This is a genomic window from Chloroflexus sp. (assembly GCF_049970315.1).
GTDB lineage: Bacteria > Chloroflexota > Chloroflexia > Chloroflexales > Chloroflexaceae > Chloroflexus.
The window spans coordinates 149595-166344 of record NZ_JBMFNE010000003.1 but is presented as its reverse complement, the minus strand read 5'-3'; the positions used below and the strand labels follow the sequence as shown (position 1 = coordinate 166344).

Genomic DNA, 16750 nt, shown 5'->3' with positions numbered 1-16750 from the left:
GCGTAATGTTGAAAAGCAGCATCTTCATCATCCGACGGGCGAGCCTGACCTACGGCAATGCTCACAGCGAACACGTCCTACCTGCTTGCAACGAAGCAGTATAGCAATTGTGTCACAAAGCCGCTGAAAAGTCAAATGACACCGGGAGTAGGCCGAAGAACGGTGCTTACCTATTGGGCGACGCTCGTTGTCTTTGCCCTTGCTGTGCGTATGCTATAATATAGCGATTCGAGCCGGGCTAATGTTCGGCGTGATCAATACGGTAAGACGAATTCTGGTTGGCAACAGATGGAGTAACACACGTGGGTTTGAACCCTTTTAATACATTTTTCGGTGTATTCAGTCGTGATCTTGGTATCGATCTGGGTACGGCCAACACGATGGTGTATATGCGAGGTAAGGGGATTGTGATCAGCGAGCCATCGGTTGTTGCCATCGATACCCGGACCAAAAAAGTGCATGCGGTCGGTGCGGAAGCCAAGGCGATGGTTGGCAAGACGCCGGCCAATATCGTTGCAGTACGACCTCTCAAGGATGGCGTGATCGCCGATTTTGACGTGGTCGAGCAGATGTTGTCTTACTTTATCAAGAAGGCTCATACCTATGCTGCATTGCCGTTAGTCGATCCGCGGCCTCGCGTCGTTGTTGGTGTACCGTCGGGGGTGACCGATGTTGAGAAGCGGGCTGCCCGCGAAGCTGCGTTGAATGCCAAGGCTCGCGAAGCGTTTGTTGTGGAAGAGCCGATGGCGGCGGCGATCGGGGCAGGCTTGCCGGTTGAAGAGCCGATTGGATCGATGATCGTCGATATTGGCGGTGGGACGACGGAAATTGCTGTCATCGCCCTCGGTGGGATTGTGATTAACCACTCGATCCGTATCGCCGGTGATGAGATCGATGAGGCGATTATCCAATTTGCCCGCCGTGAATACAACTTGTTGATTGGCGAACGAATGGCGGAGAAGGCGAAAATTGCCGCCGGTTCAGCGTATCCGCTTGACGAAGAGATTAAGGTTGTGTTGCGCGGGCGCGATCTGCTGACCGGTTTGCCTAAGGCTATTGAAGTCAGCTCGGTTGAGCTACGCGAAGGTATTGCTGGCCCGGTCAATGCTATCGTGGCCGAGGTGCGGGCTGCGCTGGAAGAGACGCCGCCTGAATTGGTGGCCGATATTATGGAGCACGGCATTATGCTGGCCGGTGGCGGTTCATTGCTACACGGCCTTGATAAGCGGATTGCTGCCGAGACACGCATGCCGGTGCATGTTGCGCAAGATCCTCTTTCGTGTGTGGCGCGTGGCGCCGGTAAAATGGTCGAGCATTTTGACAATAGCGTGTATCAGGATATTCTCATGCGTACCCAAACCACGCGACGGGTGCGGAGATAGCGCATGCGCGATTTTCTCGATGAACGTCCACTGAAGCTACGGCGTGACCGGTTTGGTGACACCAATTATGGTCGGGTCGTGGTGACGGCCATCGCTCTTTTATTGTTGAGCGTGATACTCATCGTATTCGACCGGCAAGGAGTGGTGTCACCGATTCGGTTGTCCGCACGCGAGCAGTTGCAGCCCGTGATTAGTTGGTTGACCGACCGCCGGATGGCGCTTGAGGCATGGTGGGCTACGCCACGCGATGTTGTCACTCTCCAGACTCGAGTAGCCGAACTAGAGGCTGAAAATGCTCAGTTGCGTAACGATGTGTTGCGGCTTGAGCAGGCCCGGGTCGAGAATATTTTTCTGCGCCAACAGTTAGCCATAACGCAAGCTCATCCGTGGCGAGTTCTCGGTGCCGAGGTGATGGTGCGTGCCCCTGATGCAGCTCGTCGGGTGATGACGATTGCGCGTGGTGCCAATGACGGTGTGCAGACGGGGATGGCGGTGATTGGGCAGCAACCGGGCAACCCACCGGCATTGATCGGGGTAGTAGAAACGGTGGGTCCGCATACGGCAGAGGTGTTACTCATTACCGACATCAGTAGTCAGCTCAGTGTGCGGGTTTTACAGCCTGGTGGGGCACCGCTCGGTTTGATGCAAGGTCAATGGCAGCGCGGCTCGCGATTGCGGGTTGAGTTGATCGACCGTAGTGCTACCCTACGGGTTGGTGAGCATGTAATCACTGCCGGCTTGAGTGGTGCGCTCGATCTCCCCCTCGATCTGTCAGCGATGCCGGCAGCAGTGCCAATTGGCTTTATTGAAACGGTACGGCAGGAGGGGCAGCGCCAAATCGGTGACATCCGACCTTTTGCCGATCCCGATCAGGTACGCTACGTGTGGGTGATTCTCAGTCAAGACGAATAGAAGAGCGGATAGCGCGCGAGCTAGGGTTGGCCCTGGCGTTGCTTGTGATTGCCTTAGTGCAGACGACCGTGCTCAGTGGGCCGGGTGGGTTCAGTATTCCGCTCCTGTTGGTGCTGGCAATTGTGCGTGCGCTCGTCGGTGTCAGAACTGCTGAGCCGGTCCGTGGGTTGATGCGCGGATTGTGGTGGGCGTTCTATGGTGGGTTGGCACTCGATGTCTTGGGGACGTTGCCTCTTGGGAGTCATGCAGTTGCTCAACTTATCGCAACCGTTATTGTTGGCTTATTTGCGCGCCGCTTTGCACTCGAACGACCATTAGTACCGTTGGTGGCAGTAGCCGTTGGTACGGTGATCTATGAGGTGATCCTCTTTGCGATCACACTTCCCGCCATGCCTGATTGGCAAGCCTACTTTCTCGTAGTGGTTGTTCCGTCGCTGTTACTGGCGCTCATTCCGACCTTACCGGCAGTAGTGATTATCCATCGTTTGGTGCGCACCGAGTAGCTCAAGGGTATCACCACAGTTATAATTTATAATTAACGTCGTTGGTTGGAGTACGATCATTGTGGCTGGAAAGGCGAATGTGCAGCTATGGCACGGCTTATCGCACTACGCATAGTACTGCTGATCACGGTTATGGTGCTAGTCGCCCGGCTCGCCCAACTCCAACTGGTACAGACCGATGCGCAGCGGTTTGGCGCCGATATTGAAGTTACAACCCGTCGCTATCTGACGAATCAACCGCGCCGCGGAGAAATTGTCGATGCACACGGTACGCTACTTGCCGAGAGTGTACCGATTTACAATTTGGCCGTGATTCCCGGCCAATTGCCATCGGCCAACAGTGCGCCTGCACAACGTGCAATGACCCTCGCCCGTTTGGCCCAGATTGTGGGTCTGCCGTCTACGTTGGTAATTGACCCGGCGAGTGCATTAGCAACGACGCCCAACCTCCGTCGTGATGTAGCTGCACTAGGTGCTTTACCGGAGTTAACCAATACCGACGTCCTCACTATCTCGATTGCCCCTGAAGATACCTTAAAAGCGCTCAGCCTGAGTGAAACCTACGCTTCGGTCGTCAAACTCGTAAATCCGATTGAGCAGCTTCTGCAACAAGCCAATGTACGCCGCTATCAGCCGGTGATTATCAAAGAGGATATTTCTCCCGAACTGGCGTTGGCGCTGCGGGAAAATGCTAACTACATGCCCGGTGCACAGGTGATCGAGGGGTTCCGTCGGCGTTATCCACTCAGTAGTCAGATACCGTCACTCTCGCATATATTAGGATACACCGGACGGATCAACTCGTGCGAATTGGTGGCGGTCAATCCGGCCAGCTCGTGGCTCCGCGGTTTGGTTGACATTACTGCGAATGCACCGATCTGTGGATTGATCACCAAACCGATTGATCCGACGAGTGTCGGTTTGCCACCGTACTTGCCGAGTGATCAGATCGGAAAAGACGGGCTAGAAGGCGCCTACGAGAAGGTTTTGCGTGGGCAGATGGGTATCGACTCGTTGTTGGTCGATGCTCTGCAACGACCGGTCAGTGCTGTGACAACGCTACGCCCGGTGACCAATGGCTACAATCTGGTACTGACCATCGATGCACAATTCCAAGCTGAGGTGGAACGGATCTTACAACGTTGGATTAACGTAGGTGAAGAGCGACGACAGACTGCGCGGGAAGCCCACAAACGGGCCTATGCTCCGATCGTTGCCGGTGTGGCCGTCGCACTCGATCCCCGCGATGGGCGTATCCTGGCGATGGTCAGTCTCCCCGATTACGATAACAACATTTGGGTTGATCCGGCGCGTGCGGCTGACTTGAGAGCATTGCTTACACCGTCGAGTGACGAAGCTCAGCGTGAGCTACAACGGCTGGCGCCTTTTACCAATCGTGCCATTGCCGGCCAGTATCCACCCGGCTCGACGATCAAACAGTTTGTGGGATCGGTGGCGTTACAGCAGAACGTGATTAAAACCGATACCAGGCTGCGCGATCCCGGTCTACTGCGATTGATAGAGCGTAGTGGCACCGAATTTATCTTACCCAACTCAGTCCGTAATCGTGACAATGGACTGATCGATGTACGAGATGCGTTACGTCTCTCATCGAATGTGTTCTTTGCCAGTGTTGCCGGCGGAAACGAGCAGGCGGTCAATCTCGACGAGCGCGCATTGCGGATTAACGGTCTTGGCATTGATGCACTCGTTGAAGGGTTGTCGTGGTTTAATCTAGGTCGTCCAACCGGGATCGATCTCGTCGGTGAAGCGAGCGGGCGTGTGCCCACGCGCGCATGGAAGGCGCAAGTATTGCGTGAGGCGTGGACAACCGGTGATACCTACAATACCGCGATTGGGCAGGGATATCTAGAGGTGACGCCGCTGCAACTGGCGGTTGCTGCCGGTGCTGTGGCAACCAATGGTACGCTCTACCGTCCTCATCTAGTTGATCGGATTGTTGACGAAAATGGGCAGCTTATCCGGCAAATCCTGCCGGAACCGATCGGACAAGTACCGATCAACCCTGAACATTTGGCAACGATCCGAGCCGGTCTCTTTGCTTCGATCACCGATGGGTTAGGTATTGCAGCGCGTGAAGTCTGTTCGGGCTTGCGTATTGCCGGCAAGACGGGCACTGCCGAGTTTGGACCGATCCTAACCACGAGTGATGGTCGGTTGGTGCGGCAAAGCCATGCGTGGTTTGTCGGTTTTGCCCCTTACGAGAATCCTGAGATCGTGGTCGTGGTGTTGGTCGAAGGGGTTGGTGATCTCAACGATGGTTCTTCAACGATTGCTGTACCGGCGGTGACGCAGATTATGCAAGCGTACTTTGGGGTGAATCCACCGGAGAATCCGCCGACGATCTGTCCGGTGTTGCCGCAACCGTAACGTTGCGCAGGCTGGTAGAAGTTTTACCGCAGGGGGCGCAGAGGATCATCACCATCCCCAACCATCTTTGCATCTTAGGTTGGCCCCCTCCTAGTCGCCCCCGCTGGGGGAAGTAGAATGTTAGCGCAAAGGACGCGGAGAAGGGGGTATGCTGTTCTCCTCATATTCCAAGCTTTGCGATCTTAGCGGGTTTTGCGCCTTTGCGTTAGAGTCCTCTGCGGCTTGGCTTGCTTTGCGGCGTGGCGATGGCCCTCTAGTCTCTTCGTGAAAGATCAGTTGCGCAAAACAGTGGCCTGTTGCGATTTTTGCGCCTGCGGGATGCTATGATAGACATATAACGAACAATAGTTTGAGGAATAGTATGGGCAAGGGAAGAGGACTCGCGCGCGCCGAGCGGTTGACCGAAATGAAGCGGCTTTATGTGCAGCGCGCTTTCAGCGATGCTGAGATGGCTGAACGCCTAGGCGTTGATCGCACAACGGCCTATCGTGATCGAATCGCCCTTGAGCAGGACTATCCGTTCGTTGAAGACCCGCCGGGACGCTACCGCATTGATCGCAATCGCCTCCTGTCTGAAATTCGTCTGAACCCGCATGAGGCGCTGTTCCTCTACCTGCCGGCGCGCCGGTTACTACGGCAAACTCACTTCGCCAACCGGCATGTTGTCAATGCCGTGGAAAAATTGGCCGCCTGTCTCCAACAGCCGATGACGGAAAAATTATTACGGCTTTCTCATGAGGTGCTTCATCAGCAAAATTATCCAGAACGAATAGGTGTACTTGAACAGATTACAATGGCTTGGATTGACCGGAAAAAAGTGCGTATTACCTACCGCGCTCTGCGAGCCAAGCGCCCGCTGATTCATACAATCTGCCCATATTTGATCGAACCGGCGTTGTGGAGTGATAGCGTATATGTAATCGCCTATAGCGATGTAGCTAGAGATATTGTGCCATTTAAGCTTGAGCGCATCGAAGATGTAGTAACGACCCTAGAATATTTTGATTTTCCCGACAATTTTGATGAACAACAACTGTTACGCCGTACATGGGGCATCTGGATTAGCGATAGTGAGCCGGTAACGGTAAAACTGCGGTTTTTGTCCGGTGAAGCGACGCGGCGGGTGCAAGAGACGGTCTGGCATCCTTCGCAGCAGATCACGTTGTTACCTGATGGCGGTTGCGAGTGGCAATCGCAAGTGGCGGATTGGCGCGAGATATTACCTTGGGTGCGAGGATGGGGTGCTAGTGTTGAGGTGATCGAGCCGCGCGATTTGCGCGAAACGCTGATGAGTGAAGCAAAAGCGCTGGCCGAACGGTATGGTTGGTACGTTTCGTCACAGCCTGCGGGAACTGCATCGACCACCTTGCGAGATTTCTTTGGGGAGTAGCGATGGTGCTTTACCCGTACCAACAGCGTGTGAGAAACCACATTCTACAGGGCAAGTCGGTCATCTTGCAAGCACCGACTGGGGCCGGCAAGACGCGAGCTGCGTTGGCGCCGTTTATTGAAGGATTTTTTGATCAGCCCGACTCGACTCCACGCAAGTGCTTGTACGTGACGCCGATGCGGGTGTTGGCTAATCAATTTTATGCTGAGTATAGGGCATTAGCTGATAGCTATTGCCGTCGTCATGGCCGTCATTTAGATGTACGGATTCAAACTGGCGAACAGCCAGATGATCGACGCTTTGAAGGCGATCTCATTTTCTGCACAATCGATCAATTTCTTAGCAGTTATTTGGTGATGCCGTACAGTTTACCCTACCGATTGGCTAATCTGAATGCCGGAGCGATAGCGGGTTCGTATTTAGTATTTGATGAATTTCATCTGTTTGATTCTGAAGCGGCATTACCGACGATTTTGCATGCGTTGCCTACCTTAAGCCGGTTAGCTCCGGTGATGTTGATGACGGCTACCTTTAGCATTCACATGCTGAAATCGTTAACGTCGTTCCTGCCCAATGCCGAGATTGTGACACTTACGCGGGACGAGATTACCGCCATTGATTGCCGTGGCGAACAATCACCCCGACAGCGATACTGGACTGCGGTCGATCAGCCGTTGTGTGCAGACGCAGTCTTACAGCGTCACCAGCGTTCGTCGTTGGTGATTTGTAACACGGTGACTCGTGCGCGTGCCTTGTATCGTGAACTGAAGCAAAAGGTTGGTCAGGATACCGAACTTCTGCTCTTACATAGCCAGTTTTTGCCTGATGATCGCCGTCGGATCGAAGGGGAGTTGCAGCGACGAATCGGTGTAAACGCAAATCGCACTTGCGCCAATGTGATCGTGGTTGCCACCCAAGCGATCGAAGTCGGCGTTGATATTTCCGCCGAAGTCTTACACACCGAGCTGGCACCGCCTGCCAGTTTGATTCAGCGCGCTGGTCGTTGCGCGCGTTACCCCGGTGAAAAAGGGGAGGTGATCGTATATCGGGTAGAGAAATATGCGCCGTATGCATTCGAGGCTGATGAGTTGTTAAAGCAAGAGATGGACACTGCTTGGCAGTGGTTGCACAAGTGTAAGGGAGAGATTTTTGATTTCACGCGAGAGCAGGAACTGGTTAATACAGTGAGTGCGCCACGCGATAAGCAGGTGATAGATGGTCTGAACGCTGATCGGTTTAATCGATCAAATTATATTCATATCTGTCAACAAGGCAACCGTTGTGGGGCGAGCCGATTGTTGGTGCGAGATGTAGACAGCCGGCTTGTATTAATCCATCCTAATCCAGATCAGTTGCTCGACTCACCATACGATGCAATTGGGTTGAACATTCCGGTCTACTCGCTGCGCGCAATGGTACAGGAATGGTTGCAACGGTCAGTGACAGCACCTTGGCGCGTTAAGCGGCTCTATGAACGTCAGTCCGATGATCGGGCAGAAAGCCGGCAGATGGTATATCACTGGGTTGACGTTCAAGATACTAAAGAATTGGGTGAAACAGCCATACTCGTTGTCCATCCTGTTTTAGCCGGTTATTCGGAACGCGAAGGGTTTCTACCTGACACGGGTGATTTACCTTTTGTTTCGTCGTTACCATCGGCAACGACGCGGATCGAGCGGGCCTTGCAACCGCTGCAGGTAGAGACCTACACTGAACATATTCAACGGGTTTTACAAGCATTTAGCGAGCTAGCGCTTCCTGAACTGCGCTATGCTGCACCGGCGCTCGAGAGGGCGGCGAATTGGCCGGAAGGGAGTGTGATACAAGCCGCGTGGTTGGCCTGTCTCTTGCATGATGTTGGCAAGTTAAGTAGCGCTTGGCAGCAGTGGGCTCATGCCTATCAGCAAGCGATCAATCAGCCGGTAGCAGCGCACGTCGCTTTAGCCCATACCGCATTTGATCGCCAAAACCCGTTGCATGTGCAGGCACAGCAGCAGGTTTCAGCCAAGATACCGCGTCCCCGTCATGCATCAGAGGGTGCGTTGGCATGTAAGCAGATGATCACAGAGGCATTAGGCAATCAACGATGCTTAACCAAGGCAACCATCACAGCGATTGCTCGTCATCATGCGCCGTTTGTGAATGATTGCCAACCATTTCAATTGGTACCAAACGCTGACCACATCTTAGCCTGTACGGTACAACACATACCATCAGCGCTACGCCAGCATATCAAGGTGAATTTGCTCTGTAAACAAAGTAATGGAAACCAAATCCAGGAGTTCGGTAATTGGATCACAACTCCCAGAGATCAGTTTGGTTGGATGGCATACACCTTGCTGGTGCGGGCATTACGCCGGGCAGATCAGAGAGGTACGGAGTTAGGAAGGGGAGCCTTATGAAGAGCAAGGCGGCGAACATGACAACATCTTCGATTTACCGTCATGAATACTACGTAGAAAAGCGCACCGGGTCGTTTGCCGATAATCTGGTGACATTCGGGTTAGCGTATATATTAGATAGTATCGCGAATCGCCAGGCGCAGGTGACGATTAAAGACGCCGGGCCGCACTTTACCGTGTCTTGCGAGCCGCCTTTGCAAGCAAATTGGGTCACGAATTGCCAATTTTTCACCGGTGCATTCATGTTGATCACGCTTGATCGCAAAAAAAACCAAAAACTGATCAAAGGAACTGATATTCCCATTACTGATGTGGCGGCAATGTCGGGGATCGCATTGGATTACGAACAGGAAAAGAAAAATAACGCGCAATATTGGGAGTGGCGAAAGAGAGTTGGCAACCAGTGGCAAACCATGCAGCCACCGGTTGAGCCACATCCTGATTGGGAACTCTTCCGGGCGATTAATCCATCGGCTTTGCAGGCCAATAACAGTGCAGCGGCTGAATGGTGGCGCGGACGTACCAAATTTGCCGAGTTGTTGAAGATGGTATTGATGTACGCTTCTCAATTGCCAAATGATGAGGTTGGGGCGGCAAGGTATTGGATAGAAGTCTGTAAGCAGTACAACCTCAGCCCCAAGAAGGAGATAACAGCATCGCAGTTGACCAATCCTACACAGGGTAAGGGCATTGCAACCACCAAAGCCGTGTTCGCTAGTCCCGGCAATCTCAAACAGTTTTGGCTGATCGAATATCTTAAATGGGTCGGTTTGCGTTGGGCCGGTTTTACCCGTCTGATCAAGAATAGCAAAGATCGCAAAGTCTACGTCTTAGCGCCGCATCACCTTGATTGGGAGCACCATCTTGAAATTCGGGAGCGGTTTCACACGTTGATGATCGGTTCAGGTGGTGCAATCCAGCTCGATGCCTTAGTAGCGTTACATTACACGAAAGCAATGCTCGACTACGTACATGTCACGCAACAAAACAGCCTGCTCAACTCTCTGTTCGGCTCGAGCCATGGCGTGAATAAGGCTGTGTATGGTCTTGACAGTGCCTACTACAAAGATCTTGGACAGTCGGCTGCAATGATGAACATTGCCCGCATTGGTTTACCAACGTGGGTACAACCGCAACAACTGGCTGATATTGCGCGTTATAAGGCAGTGCTTGATGAGCATATTCTGATTGTGCGCAGCCTCGATGAGAATAAAGGTGAAGAGTACGAGTTGTTGCGCCTCTACCGTGATTTTCTCTCGGCAAGAGATCTGTATGCGCTACTAGCCTTTACCGATGCTTATGCTGGTTTTGTTATTCAGCGTGATAAACTTGCGCCGCAGCTTACCGTACAGAATCTGGAGGTGATTATGAGTTCGCTCGCGCCGCCACTCAGTAAGATTACTCAATCTCGTGGGTTCCGTAATCTCGCTTATGCAATTCGGATGGCAACGGTTGAGGCCCATCGCCGTAATCTCAAGCGCAATCAGGGCAAGTACGATATCTCGTATGAGGTGCGTTATGGGTTAGGCCAAGAGTTATTGCGTAAAGCTGCTTATCGGAATGAATTCATTATCGCGTTGAGCGAGTTTATTCATGATTACAACGCGGAAAATGCACGTAAGCGTGAACGGCAGGAACGTGAGAGTGGGAATGATCGTCCGCGAGGATCGCGTAGTGATGTTTCGATTCACGACATCGACGACATTTTGGCCTTGATGGATGAATATGGCGATCCGCAGATGATTGCAAGTTTGCTGGTGGCTTATGGCTATGCGAGTACCTACCAGCGTGATGAGACATACGCTGGTCTTGAAGAGACCGATGAGAGCGTGTCGGTAGACGATAGTGATGTTCAGGATATTGAAGAAGAGGAATAACCTTATCAATATATACGGAGACAGCCTTATGGCGAAGATTTACAGTCTAGCAATTGCAGCACGGGCCGTCCTTAATCTCCACTCGCTGAATAATGAGGGCGGTGAAGGTAATCAGATCCAAGCCCGGATGGTCAACGTCTTTGCCGATGGTCGTTTGCACAATGTCAATGCGATTAGCGGTGATATGTTCAAGCATATTCAATCAGAACATCTCCACCGTTTGGCGTTGCAAGCCGAGTTGCCGCTGTCCACAGGAGCACGATTGTTTAACGCCAATCGCATTAATTACGACGTTGATACCGACACTGCTTTCAAAGCGCAACTGGATGCGGCTAAGACGAATGCCGGTGAGCTTGATCTCATCTTGCGCCGCTGTGCAGTCACCGATATGGCTGGCGTGCTGGTGACGGCTGATAAGCGTTCACTTCCACGCAAAAGTGTGGTTGAATTTGGCTGGGTGGTTGGCATTCCCGGCAGTATCAAGACTGATTCCTATTTCCACATCAAGTTTGAGAGTGAACGTGGCGGCGGTAGCGCTCGCGTTAACGAGTCTGGTTCGATTTCGGGCAAGCAGACCCCATTTCACCGTCCGGCGTCATCGGGTGAATATGCGATTGTGGTACAGGTTGAAGCAGCGCGAGTCGGATTCAATGATATTGCCCAACGCTATGCTGTTGATATGGCGGAGCGTCAAAAGCGGCTGCGTGTTCTGCTCGAAAGTGTGCTCTACACGTTTGTTGAACCGTCTGGAGCAATGCGCACGGCGCAAAATCCACACATTCTCGATGTCAGTGGTGTCATTACGGTCAGCTCGCATGTTATCCCGGCACCTTGTATCTCACCGTTGAAAGCCGATTTCGTCAGCGACATTGAGCGTATTGCCAAGAGTTTCAACCAGTTGCACGCAAACGCGATTACTATGCTGCCCTTCGCCTCGCTAGGCGAGTTTGCGGAGCAAATGAGCGTCCTGATTGAGAAATCTGAACCATTCGAGTTGCCGTCAGTAAATGGAGCGAGCAATGTGGCTGATAGCTGAGTTCGAGGCAGTTACGCTCTTCTCATTACGTCCGAGTTTTACCACTTCTGCGGGTGGCACAACATTGTTAGCGCCTACACCTTTTTCGGTCAAGATGGCGTTGTTCGATGTATTGTGCCGAACTGCCTCGCTATCTATGGCGAAACACTATTGGCCCACCATTTGTCAGCTCGAAATCGGTTTGCGTCCGGCAGCACAGGCGGTCGTTTCACATGTCTTTCAGCGCGTGTTGCGGCCAAGTAGAAAAAATACTCAGCCGAATGATCCAACCTTTGAAGGGTATTTTCAGCGTACTATCGGCTACCGAGAGTACGTACATTTTGCCGGCAGTTTTGGCTTAGCATTCGGTTGGGAGGGCCAGCAACACTATAATTGGTTGCGTGATGCGGTGCTCAACGTTACCTACCTTGGTAAGCGGGGTGGGTTTGTGCAGGCCTTGTCGGTGCCGGAGTATAAGGAATTTCTACCGCCGGAGTTTGTCTTGCTCACCCAATCAGCAACGAATTTTCCGTTCGATGGTACGTTGCAGATGCTGGATGATTGCGCAGCACAGCTCAGCTTTGACAAAATCAATGTATACGATCGAGCGGCGAAGCTCAACGAGAAAGATCGTCCGTTACGGCACGTCGTCTTACCTTATCGCCTTAAGCGCTCATCGAAATCGTTTTCTTGGTATGAGCGAGGATGAATTGCAGGGCACGGCAGGATGGGCGCGGCAGCGCCGTGCCCTGACCATGTTGGGCGACCCGGCGGGTCGCCCCGACGCAATGGGCGATGCGGTGCGTGGCCCCGACGCGAACCGGCACGGCAGGATGGGTACGGCATGATGGGCAGGGCAGCGCCGTGTCCCTACGGGTGGGTTGTGCTGTGCGGCAAAGTCAGTGTGAACCGACTGCCTTTGCCGAGGCCGGCGCTGTAGGCGGTGATGTCTCCGCCCATTGCCCACGCAAGATGGCGGGCGATGGTGAGGCCAATCCCGCTACCGCCGCTGGCGCGTGAACGCGATGGGTCGGCGCGGTAGAAGCGCTCGAAGATGTAGGGTAGATGTTCGGGAGCGATGCCGATGCCGGTATCTTCTACCGTGACCTGTACCCACTCATTGACAAGATCTGAGCGAACCGTAATACAGCCACCTTCTGGGGTGTAGCGCACCGCGTTGCCGATCAGGTTGAGCAAGATTTGGGCGACACGATCTGGATCGGCCCGGGTTAGTATTGGTTGATCGGTGCGTTCACAGATGATTTTGAGGCAGCCGTCGAGGACCTGTGGTTGGAGTTGACTAACGACGTGCCGGATGACTTCGTTGATGTCGAAGGTGGTGAAGTGGAGCGAGATTTGGCCGGCTTCAACGCGCGAGAGAGTTTGTAGGTCGTCAACGAGCCGACGCAAGCGGCGAACCTCGTGTTTCATCTCGAGGAAGGTGTCGGCTTCAGCCGGAAGGACACCGTCGATTAAGCCTTCGAGGTAGCCTTCGATGCCGGCCAGCGGTGTGCGCAGTTCATGAGCAACGTTGCCAATCATCGTGACGCGACGCTGTTCGATCTGTTCGAGCGCTTCGGCCATCTGGTTAAAGCTTTCGGCGATGGCACGCAGTTCATCGCTGGCCGGTACGTGTACGCGCTCGTCGTAACGTCCGGCGGCGATGCGCTGGCTGCTGCGGGCGATGCTACGCAGCGAACGCAAGATGACTTGCACGAGTAGGATGCTGGTGGTGAGGCCGGCAATGGTGGCGGCGATCGCGGCGACCGTGAGCGCTTGAATAACTGCGGTATGCACGGTCGTGAATTGCTCAGGAGGTACGGTCTGTTCGAGGAGGGTGTTGGCGGTGAGGTTGAGGGTTACCACACCAACGATGACGACCAGCATCTGGGCGCCGATTATCTGCCAGCGGAGTTGTCGCCAGAAATGAATCATACGTTGCATCACCAAGATTTGTATAGTCGCACGGTAGTGTGGCTCCCATCTACAGTGCCATTGAACCGCTGCGTAAGGCCGCACGGTTGTGTGGCTCCCATGGATATCGGTTGCCCTCTATGCCGGTGTATCGACAAATCGGTAGCCAACGCCGCGAGCGGTGCGGATGAGATTTTCGCCGGTGAGGGCTTCAATCTTGCGTCGCACCTGGCTAACGTAGACATCGACTACGCGGTCGGTACCGTAGAAATCGCTCCCCCACACCTTCTCAATAAGGTCTTCACGGCTCAGCACTCGGTTGTGGTTACGCGCGAGTGCTAGTAGCAAGTCGAACTCGGTGGGAGTGAGTTCGAGGAGTTGACCGGCGGCACGGGCTTCGCGGGTGTCGGGATCGATTTCGACGTAGGTGAAGCGCATGACCGAACTCTTGACCGGTTTGCCGCGCCGTCGGCGCAAGATAGCTTCGACACGGGCGACTAGCTCGCGTGGACTGAAGGGTTTGGTCAAGTAATCGTCGGCGCCGACGCGCAGGCCGGCTACGCGATCTATCTCGTCACTGCGCGCGGTGAGCATGAGAATGAAGACATCGGACTTTTCACGTAAGCGTGCCGTGATTTCCATACCATCCATGCCGGGTAACATCAGATCGAGTACGATGAGGTCTGGTTCTTCATCGAGCGCCATCTGTAACCCTTCAGGACCGGTGGTGGCGCACAAGACGCGATAGCCGGCGTGTTCGAGGTAGGCTTTGGCGACGTTCCGAATGCTCGCTTCATCATCGATAACGAGAATGGTCGGTTGCATAGGTTCCTCACCGATAGCACAAGGAATGCTGGCTATCGTACACCACTCAGCACGACACCGAGCACGTTCGCCTTCACCTTTTCCAACTTTTGGCGTGCCTCACGGACTCGGTCCCGGCGGGAACGGCCGGCTTGCACGACCAACAACACACCATCGACGCGGGTAGACAGGACGAGTGCATCGGTGAAGGTTTGTACCGGTGGTGTATCGAAGATCACGATATCAACAGTTTGGCGAAGCCGAGCCAATAAGCCTTCCATCCGACGCGAACCGAGCAGATCGGCAGGGCGAGGGGGAAGTGGCCCGCTGGGCAGGAGGCTCAAGCCGGGTACATCGGTAGACTGAATGGCCAGTGGTGCATCCTGATCCAGGATCGAGCTGGTAAGGCCTTGCTCGTTGGAGAGGCCAAAAAGGGTATGAAGCGACGGTTGGCGTAGATCGCAGTCAACTAAGAGTACGCGCTGTTCGGCTTGAGCCATCGTTACTGCGAGGTTGGCGGCAGTCAAACTCTTTTCCGGCGTCGGTTCGGCGGCAGTGAGTAGCAGCGTGTGGATTGGCTTGTCAAGACTAGAGAAGAGAATGTTGGTGCGCAGAGTGCGGTACGCTTCGGCGGCGGCAGATGCCGGTTCGCGTAACGTGATCAGCACTTGCTCAGGCGACGATGTCACTAGCATCACTCCTACCTATCTGTCGGTATCGATGCGCTGGCTTCCGATACTGCGGTGTAACGATATACACAGGTTCGATGTCTATTTTTCGGGGATTGGAATTGCGCCGAGTGTCGGCAAGCCGACAAAACGCTCGACATCCTCCGACGATTTCAGCGTATCGTCGAGGTACTCTAACACAAAGGCAAGCACCAGACCGACGACTAAGCCCAGGATGGCGCCGGCCAGCATATTAATGCGCGTGTTGGGTCGAATTTCAACCAGCCGGGCGGGTTGGATGCGGGTTACGTTGATGCGTGCCGTACCTTCAAGGGTGGCATTGATCCGGTTGACTTCGGCGACAATCCGCTCACCAACCGCGTCGGCGAGCGCTTGTGACTGATCGAGTCGAGGGAGATCGACCTCGATCACGATCTTCTGTTCGTCGGGGCGAGGTTGGATGTTAACATCTTCCATCAATTGTTCGCCGCTGATATCGAGACCGATCTGTTGGCTGATCTGGTCGAGGACGCTGGGCTGCATTACTAATTCACGATAGCTGTTCATCGAATTGCGCAGCACGATGTTCAGACCGTTGTCAGCTTGGTTTGCCAGCGCAAGGTATACTGCCTGAGTGCGAAACGTTTGGGGCAGTAGCTTGCTAATCATGTACGCGCCGGCAATTGCAGCGATGGCGGTGAGTGCAATCACCCACCAGCGTTTACGCAACACATTTACATAATCGCGGATTTCCATAGCGGTTCCTCCTTCAGTGGGCGGAATGTAGCAGCAGCGACCGCCAGTCCGAATCCGGCAACCAAGCCGAGCATCGCTCGTAGAGCGGCATCGAAGAGTGCTGACCGGAGTGAAAATGTTGGTTGCGGATCGTTAACGGCATCGAGTACCACAACGTTCAAGTGGAGATTGGAGCGACCCCAAAAGTCGAGACCTTCGCGTTGTAAAACGGTAATGGCCGCTTCAACAAGTGCTTGGGCTGCTGCCGGTGATGAAGCTTCACCGTGCAGATCGACCGACCGGTGAAGTAGGGTGATACGTAACCCTTGCTGTATTTCGGTACGGGTGAGTGCAAGGTTGCGTTCGGTCAATAGTGGCGCAACTTTAGCAGCGAAGGTGGCACTGCTCAAGACTTGTGGGAGATCGTCGAGCACATATTCAGTCATTTGCCAATTTTCGACCGTATCTTCTGCACCGTTGATCGGGTATGTGATCAGCAAGCGGGCGGTAGCAACATAACGAGGTGGTTGGTGCAGATCGAACCAGAGGCTCAATCCGCCCGCCAGTACGCTTGGAATAAGGATGAGCAGCCAAAAACGGCGTGCGATTCGCAAAAGGCTAGTCAATTGCATAGGAACAGTCTCTGGGTATGTAGCCGCATCAAACGAAACGGTCCTGTTCATCCGATCCACATCTTACTACACTTTGGGTTGTTGGTAGCATCTGGTAGTAGTGACAGCCAATTTGGGAAATAAAA

The 16750-nt window shown here is 53.7% G+C and carries 14 protein-coding genes; 9 read left to right on the top strand and 5 right to left on the bottom strand.

Features of this window, described 5'->3' with window-relative positions; all coding sequences use genetic code 11:
- The first annotated feature begins 302 nt into the window (after positions 1–302).
- From ACP5OT_RS03270 to ACP5OT_RS03230, 9 genes are all read left to right on the top strand, one after another.
- Positions 303–1382 carry a rod shape-determining protein gene (locus ACP5OT_RS03270; RefSeq protein ID WP_424675616.1) on the top strand — a complete coding sequence of 360 codons (1080 nt, stop codon included), beginning with the start codon at positions 303–305 and terminating at the stop codon, positions 1380–1382.
- A 3-nt stretch (positions 1383–1385) separates the two neighbouring features.
- Positions 1386–2294, top strand: coding sequence for a rod shape-determining protein MreC (mreC, locus tag ACP5OT_RS03265; RefSeq protein WP_424675617.1), 909 nt, complete (start codon positions 1386–1388; stop codon positions 2292–2294).
- Positions 2267–2797, top strand: a complete 531-nt coding sequence (gene mreD, locus ACP5OT_RS03260) for a rod shape-determining protein MreD (protein ID WP_424675618.1) — start codon at positions 2267–2269, stop codon at positions 2795–2797. The genes mreC and mreD overlap by 28 nt, the downstream gene beginning before the upstream one ends.
- A gap of 87 nt (positions 2798–2884) precedes the next feature.
- The gene (locus ACP5OT_RS03255; RefSeq protein ID WP_424675619.1) at positions 2885–5188 is read left to right on the top strand and encodes a penicillin-binding transpeptidase domain-containing protein; all 2304 of its coding nucleotides are present in this window, start codon (positions 2885–2887) and stop codon (positions 5186–5188) included.
- Between the two features lie 361 nt (positions 5189–5549).
- On the top strand, positions 5550–6578 hold the full coding sequence (locus ACP5OT_RS03250) for a helix-turn-helix transcriptional regulator (protein ID WP_424675620.1): 1029 nt from the start codon (positions 5550–5552) through the stop codon (positions 6576–6578).
- Positions 6579–6580: 2 nt separating this feature from the next.
- Positions 6581–8980 carry a CRISPR-associated helicase Cas3' gene (cas3, locus tag ACP5OT_RS03245; protein WP_428131317.1) on the top strand — a complete coding sequence of 800 codons (2400 nt, stop codon included), beginning with the start codon at positions 6581–6583 and terminating at the stop codon, positions 8978–8980.
- 17 nt (positions 8981–8997) lie between these two features.
- A complete protein-coding gene (locus ACP5OT_RS03240) occupies positions 8998–10857 on the top strand; it encodes a hypothetical protein (RefSeq protein WP_428131315.1) in 1860 nt (619 codons plus the stop codon).
- 28 nt (positions 10858–10885) lie between these two features.
- Positions 10886–11893: a DevR family CRISPR-associated autoregulator gene (locus ACP5OT_RS03235; RefSeq protein ID WP_424675623.1), complete on the top strand. Its 1008-nt coding sequence runs from the start codon at positions 10886–10888 to the stop codon at positions 11891–11893.
- The gene (locus ACP5OT_RS03230) at positions 11877–12581 is read left to right on the top strand and encodes a hypothetical protein (RefSeq protein WP_424675624.1); all 705 of its coding nucleotides are present in this window, start codon (positions 11877–11879) and stop codon (positions 12579–12581) included. Before ACP5OT_RS03235 ends, ACP5OT_RS03230 begins: the two co-directional genes overlap by 17 nt.
- A gap of 161 nt (positions 12582–12742) precedes the next feature.
- Here the strand turns inward: ACP5OT_RS03230 and ACP5OT_RS03225 are convergent, their stop codons facing one another.
- From ACP5OT_RS03225 to ACP5OT_RS03205, 5 genes are all read right to left on the bottom strand, one after another.
- The gene (locus tag ACP5OT_RS03225; RefSeq protein ID WP_428131311.1) at positions 12743–13807 is read right to left on the bottom strand and encodes a sensor histidine kinase; all 1065 of its coding nucleotides are present in this window, start codon (positions 13805–13807) and stop codon (positions 12743–12745) included.
- Positions 13808–13924: 117 nt separating this feature from the next.
- Complete coding sequence (locus ACP5OT_RS03220) at positions 13925–14611, bottom strand: response regulator transcription factor (RefSeq protein WP_424675626.1); 687 nt, start codon at positions 14609–14611, stop codon at positions 13925–13927.
- Positions 14612–14643: 32 nt separating this feature from the next.
- Positions 14644–15285 (bottom strand): CpsD/CapB family tyrosine-protein kinase, encoded by a 642-nt coding sequence (locus ACP5OT_RS03215; protein ID WP_428131309.1) that lies wholly within the window; start codon positions 15283–15285, stop codon positions 14644–14646.
- Positions 15286–15360: 75 nt separating this feature from the next.
- Positions 15361–16014 carry a YveK family protein gene (locus ACP5OT_RS03210; protein ID WP_424675628.1) on the bottom strand — a complete coding sequence of 218 codons (654 nt, stop codon included), beginning with the start codon at positions 16012–16014 and terminating at the stop codon, positions 15361–15363.
- Complete coding sequence (locus tag ACP5OT_RS03205; RefSeq protein WP_424675629.1) at positions 15993–16625, bottom strand: lipopolysaccharide biosynthesis protein; 633 nt, start codon at positions 16623–16625, stop codon at positions 15993–15995. The genes ACP5OT_RS03210 and ACP5OT_RS03205 overlap by 22 nt, the downstream gene beginning before the upstream one ends.
- Between the last annotated feature and the right edge of the window lie 125 nt (positions 16626–16750).

Bases quoted from the DNA above. Each gene is read 5' to 3' on its own strand.
- cas3 (WP_428131317.1), top strand. From the start codon at position 6,581: ATGGTGCTTTACCCGTACCAACAGCGTGTGAGAAACCACATTCTACAG.
- ACP5OT_RS03230 (WP_424675624.1), top strand. From the start codon at position 11,877: ATGTGGCTGATAGCTGAGTTCGAGGCAGTTACGCTCTTCTCATTACGT.
- ACP5OT_RS03220 (WP_424675626.1), bottom strand. From the start codon at position 14,611: ATGCAACCGACCATTCTCGTTATCGATGATGAAGCGAGCATTCGGAAC.
- ACP5OT_RS03240 (WP_428131315.1), top strand. From the start codon at position 8,998: ATGACAACATCTTCGATTTACCGTCATGAATACTACGTAGAAAAGCGC.
- ACP5OT_RS03235 (WP_424675623.1), top strand. From the start codon at position 10,886: ATGGCGAAGATTTACAGTCTAGCAATTGCAGCACGGGCCGTCCTTAAT.
- ACP5OT_RS03255 (WP_424675619.1), top strand. From the start codon at position 2,885: ATGGCACGGCTTATCGCACTACGCATAGTACTGCTGATCACGGTTATG.
- ACP5OT_RS03210 (WP_424675628.1), bottom strand. From the start codon at position 16,014: ATGGAAATCCGCGATTATGTAAATGTGTTGCGTAAACGCTGGTGGGTG.
- ACP5OT_RS03250 (WP_424675620.1), top strand. From the start codon at position 5,550: ATGGGCAAGGGAAGAGGACTCGCGCGCGCCGAGCGGTTGACCGAAATG.
- ACP5OT_RS03205 (WP_424675629.1), bottom strand. From the start codon at position 16,625: ATGCAATTGACTAGCCTTTTGCGAATCGCACGCCGTTTTTGGCTGCTC.
- mreC (WP_424675617.1), top strand. From the start codon at position 1,386: ATGCGCGATTTTCTCGATGAACGTCCACTGAAGCTACGGCGTGACCGG.
- ACP5OT_RS03215 (WP_428131309.1), bottom strand. From the start codon at position 15,285: ATGCTAGTGACATCGTCGCCTGAGCAAGTGCTGATCACGTTACGCGAA.
- ACP5OT_RS03225 (WP_428131311.1), bottom strand. From the start codon at position 13,807: ATGATTCATTTCTGGCGACAACTCCGCTGGCAGATAATCGGCGCCCAG.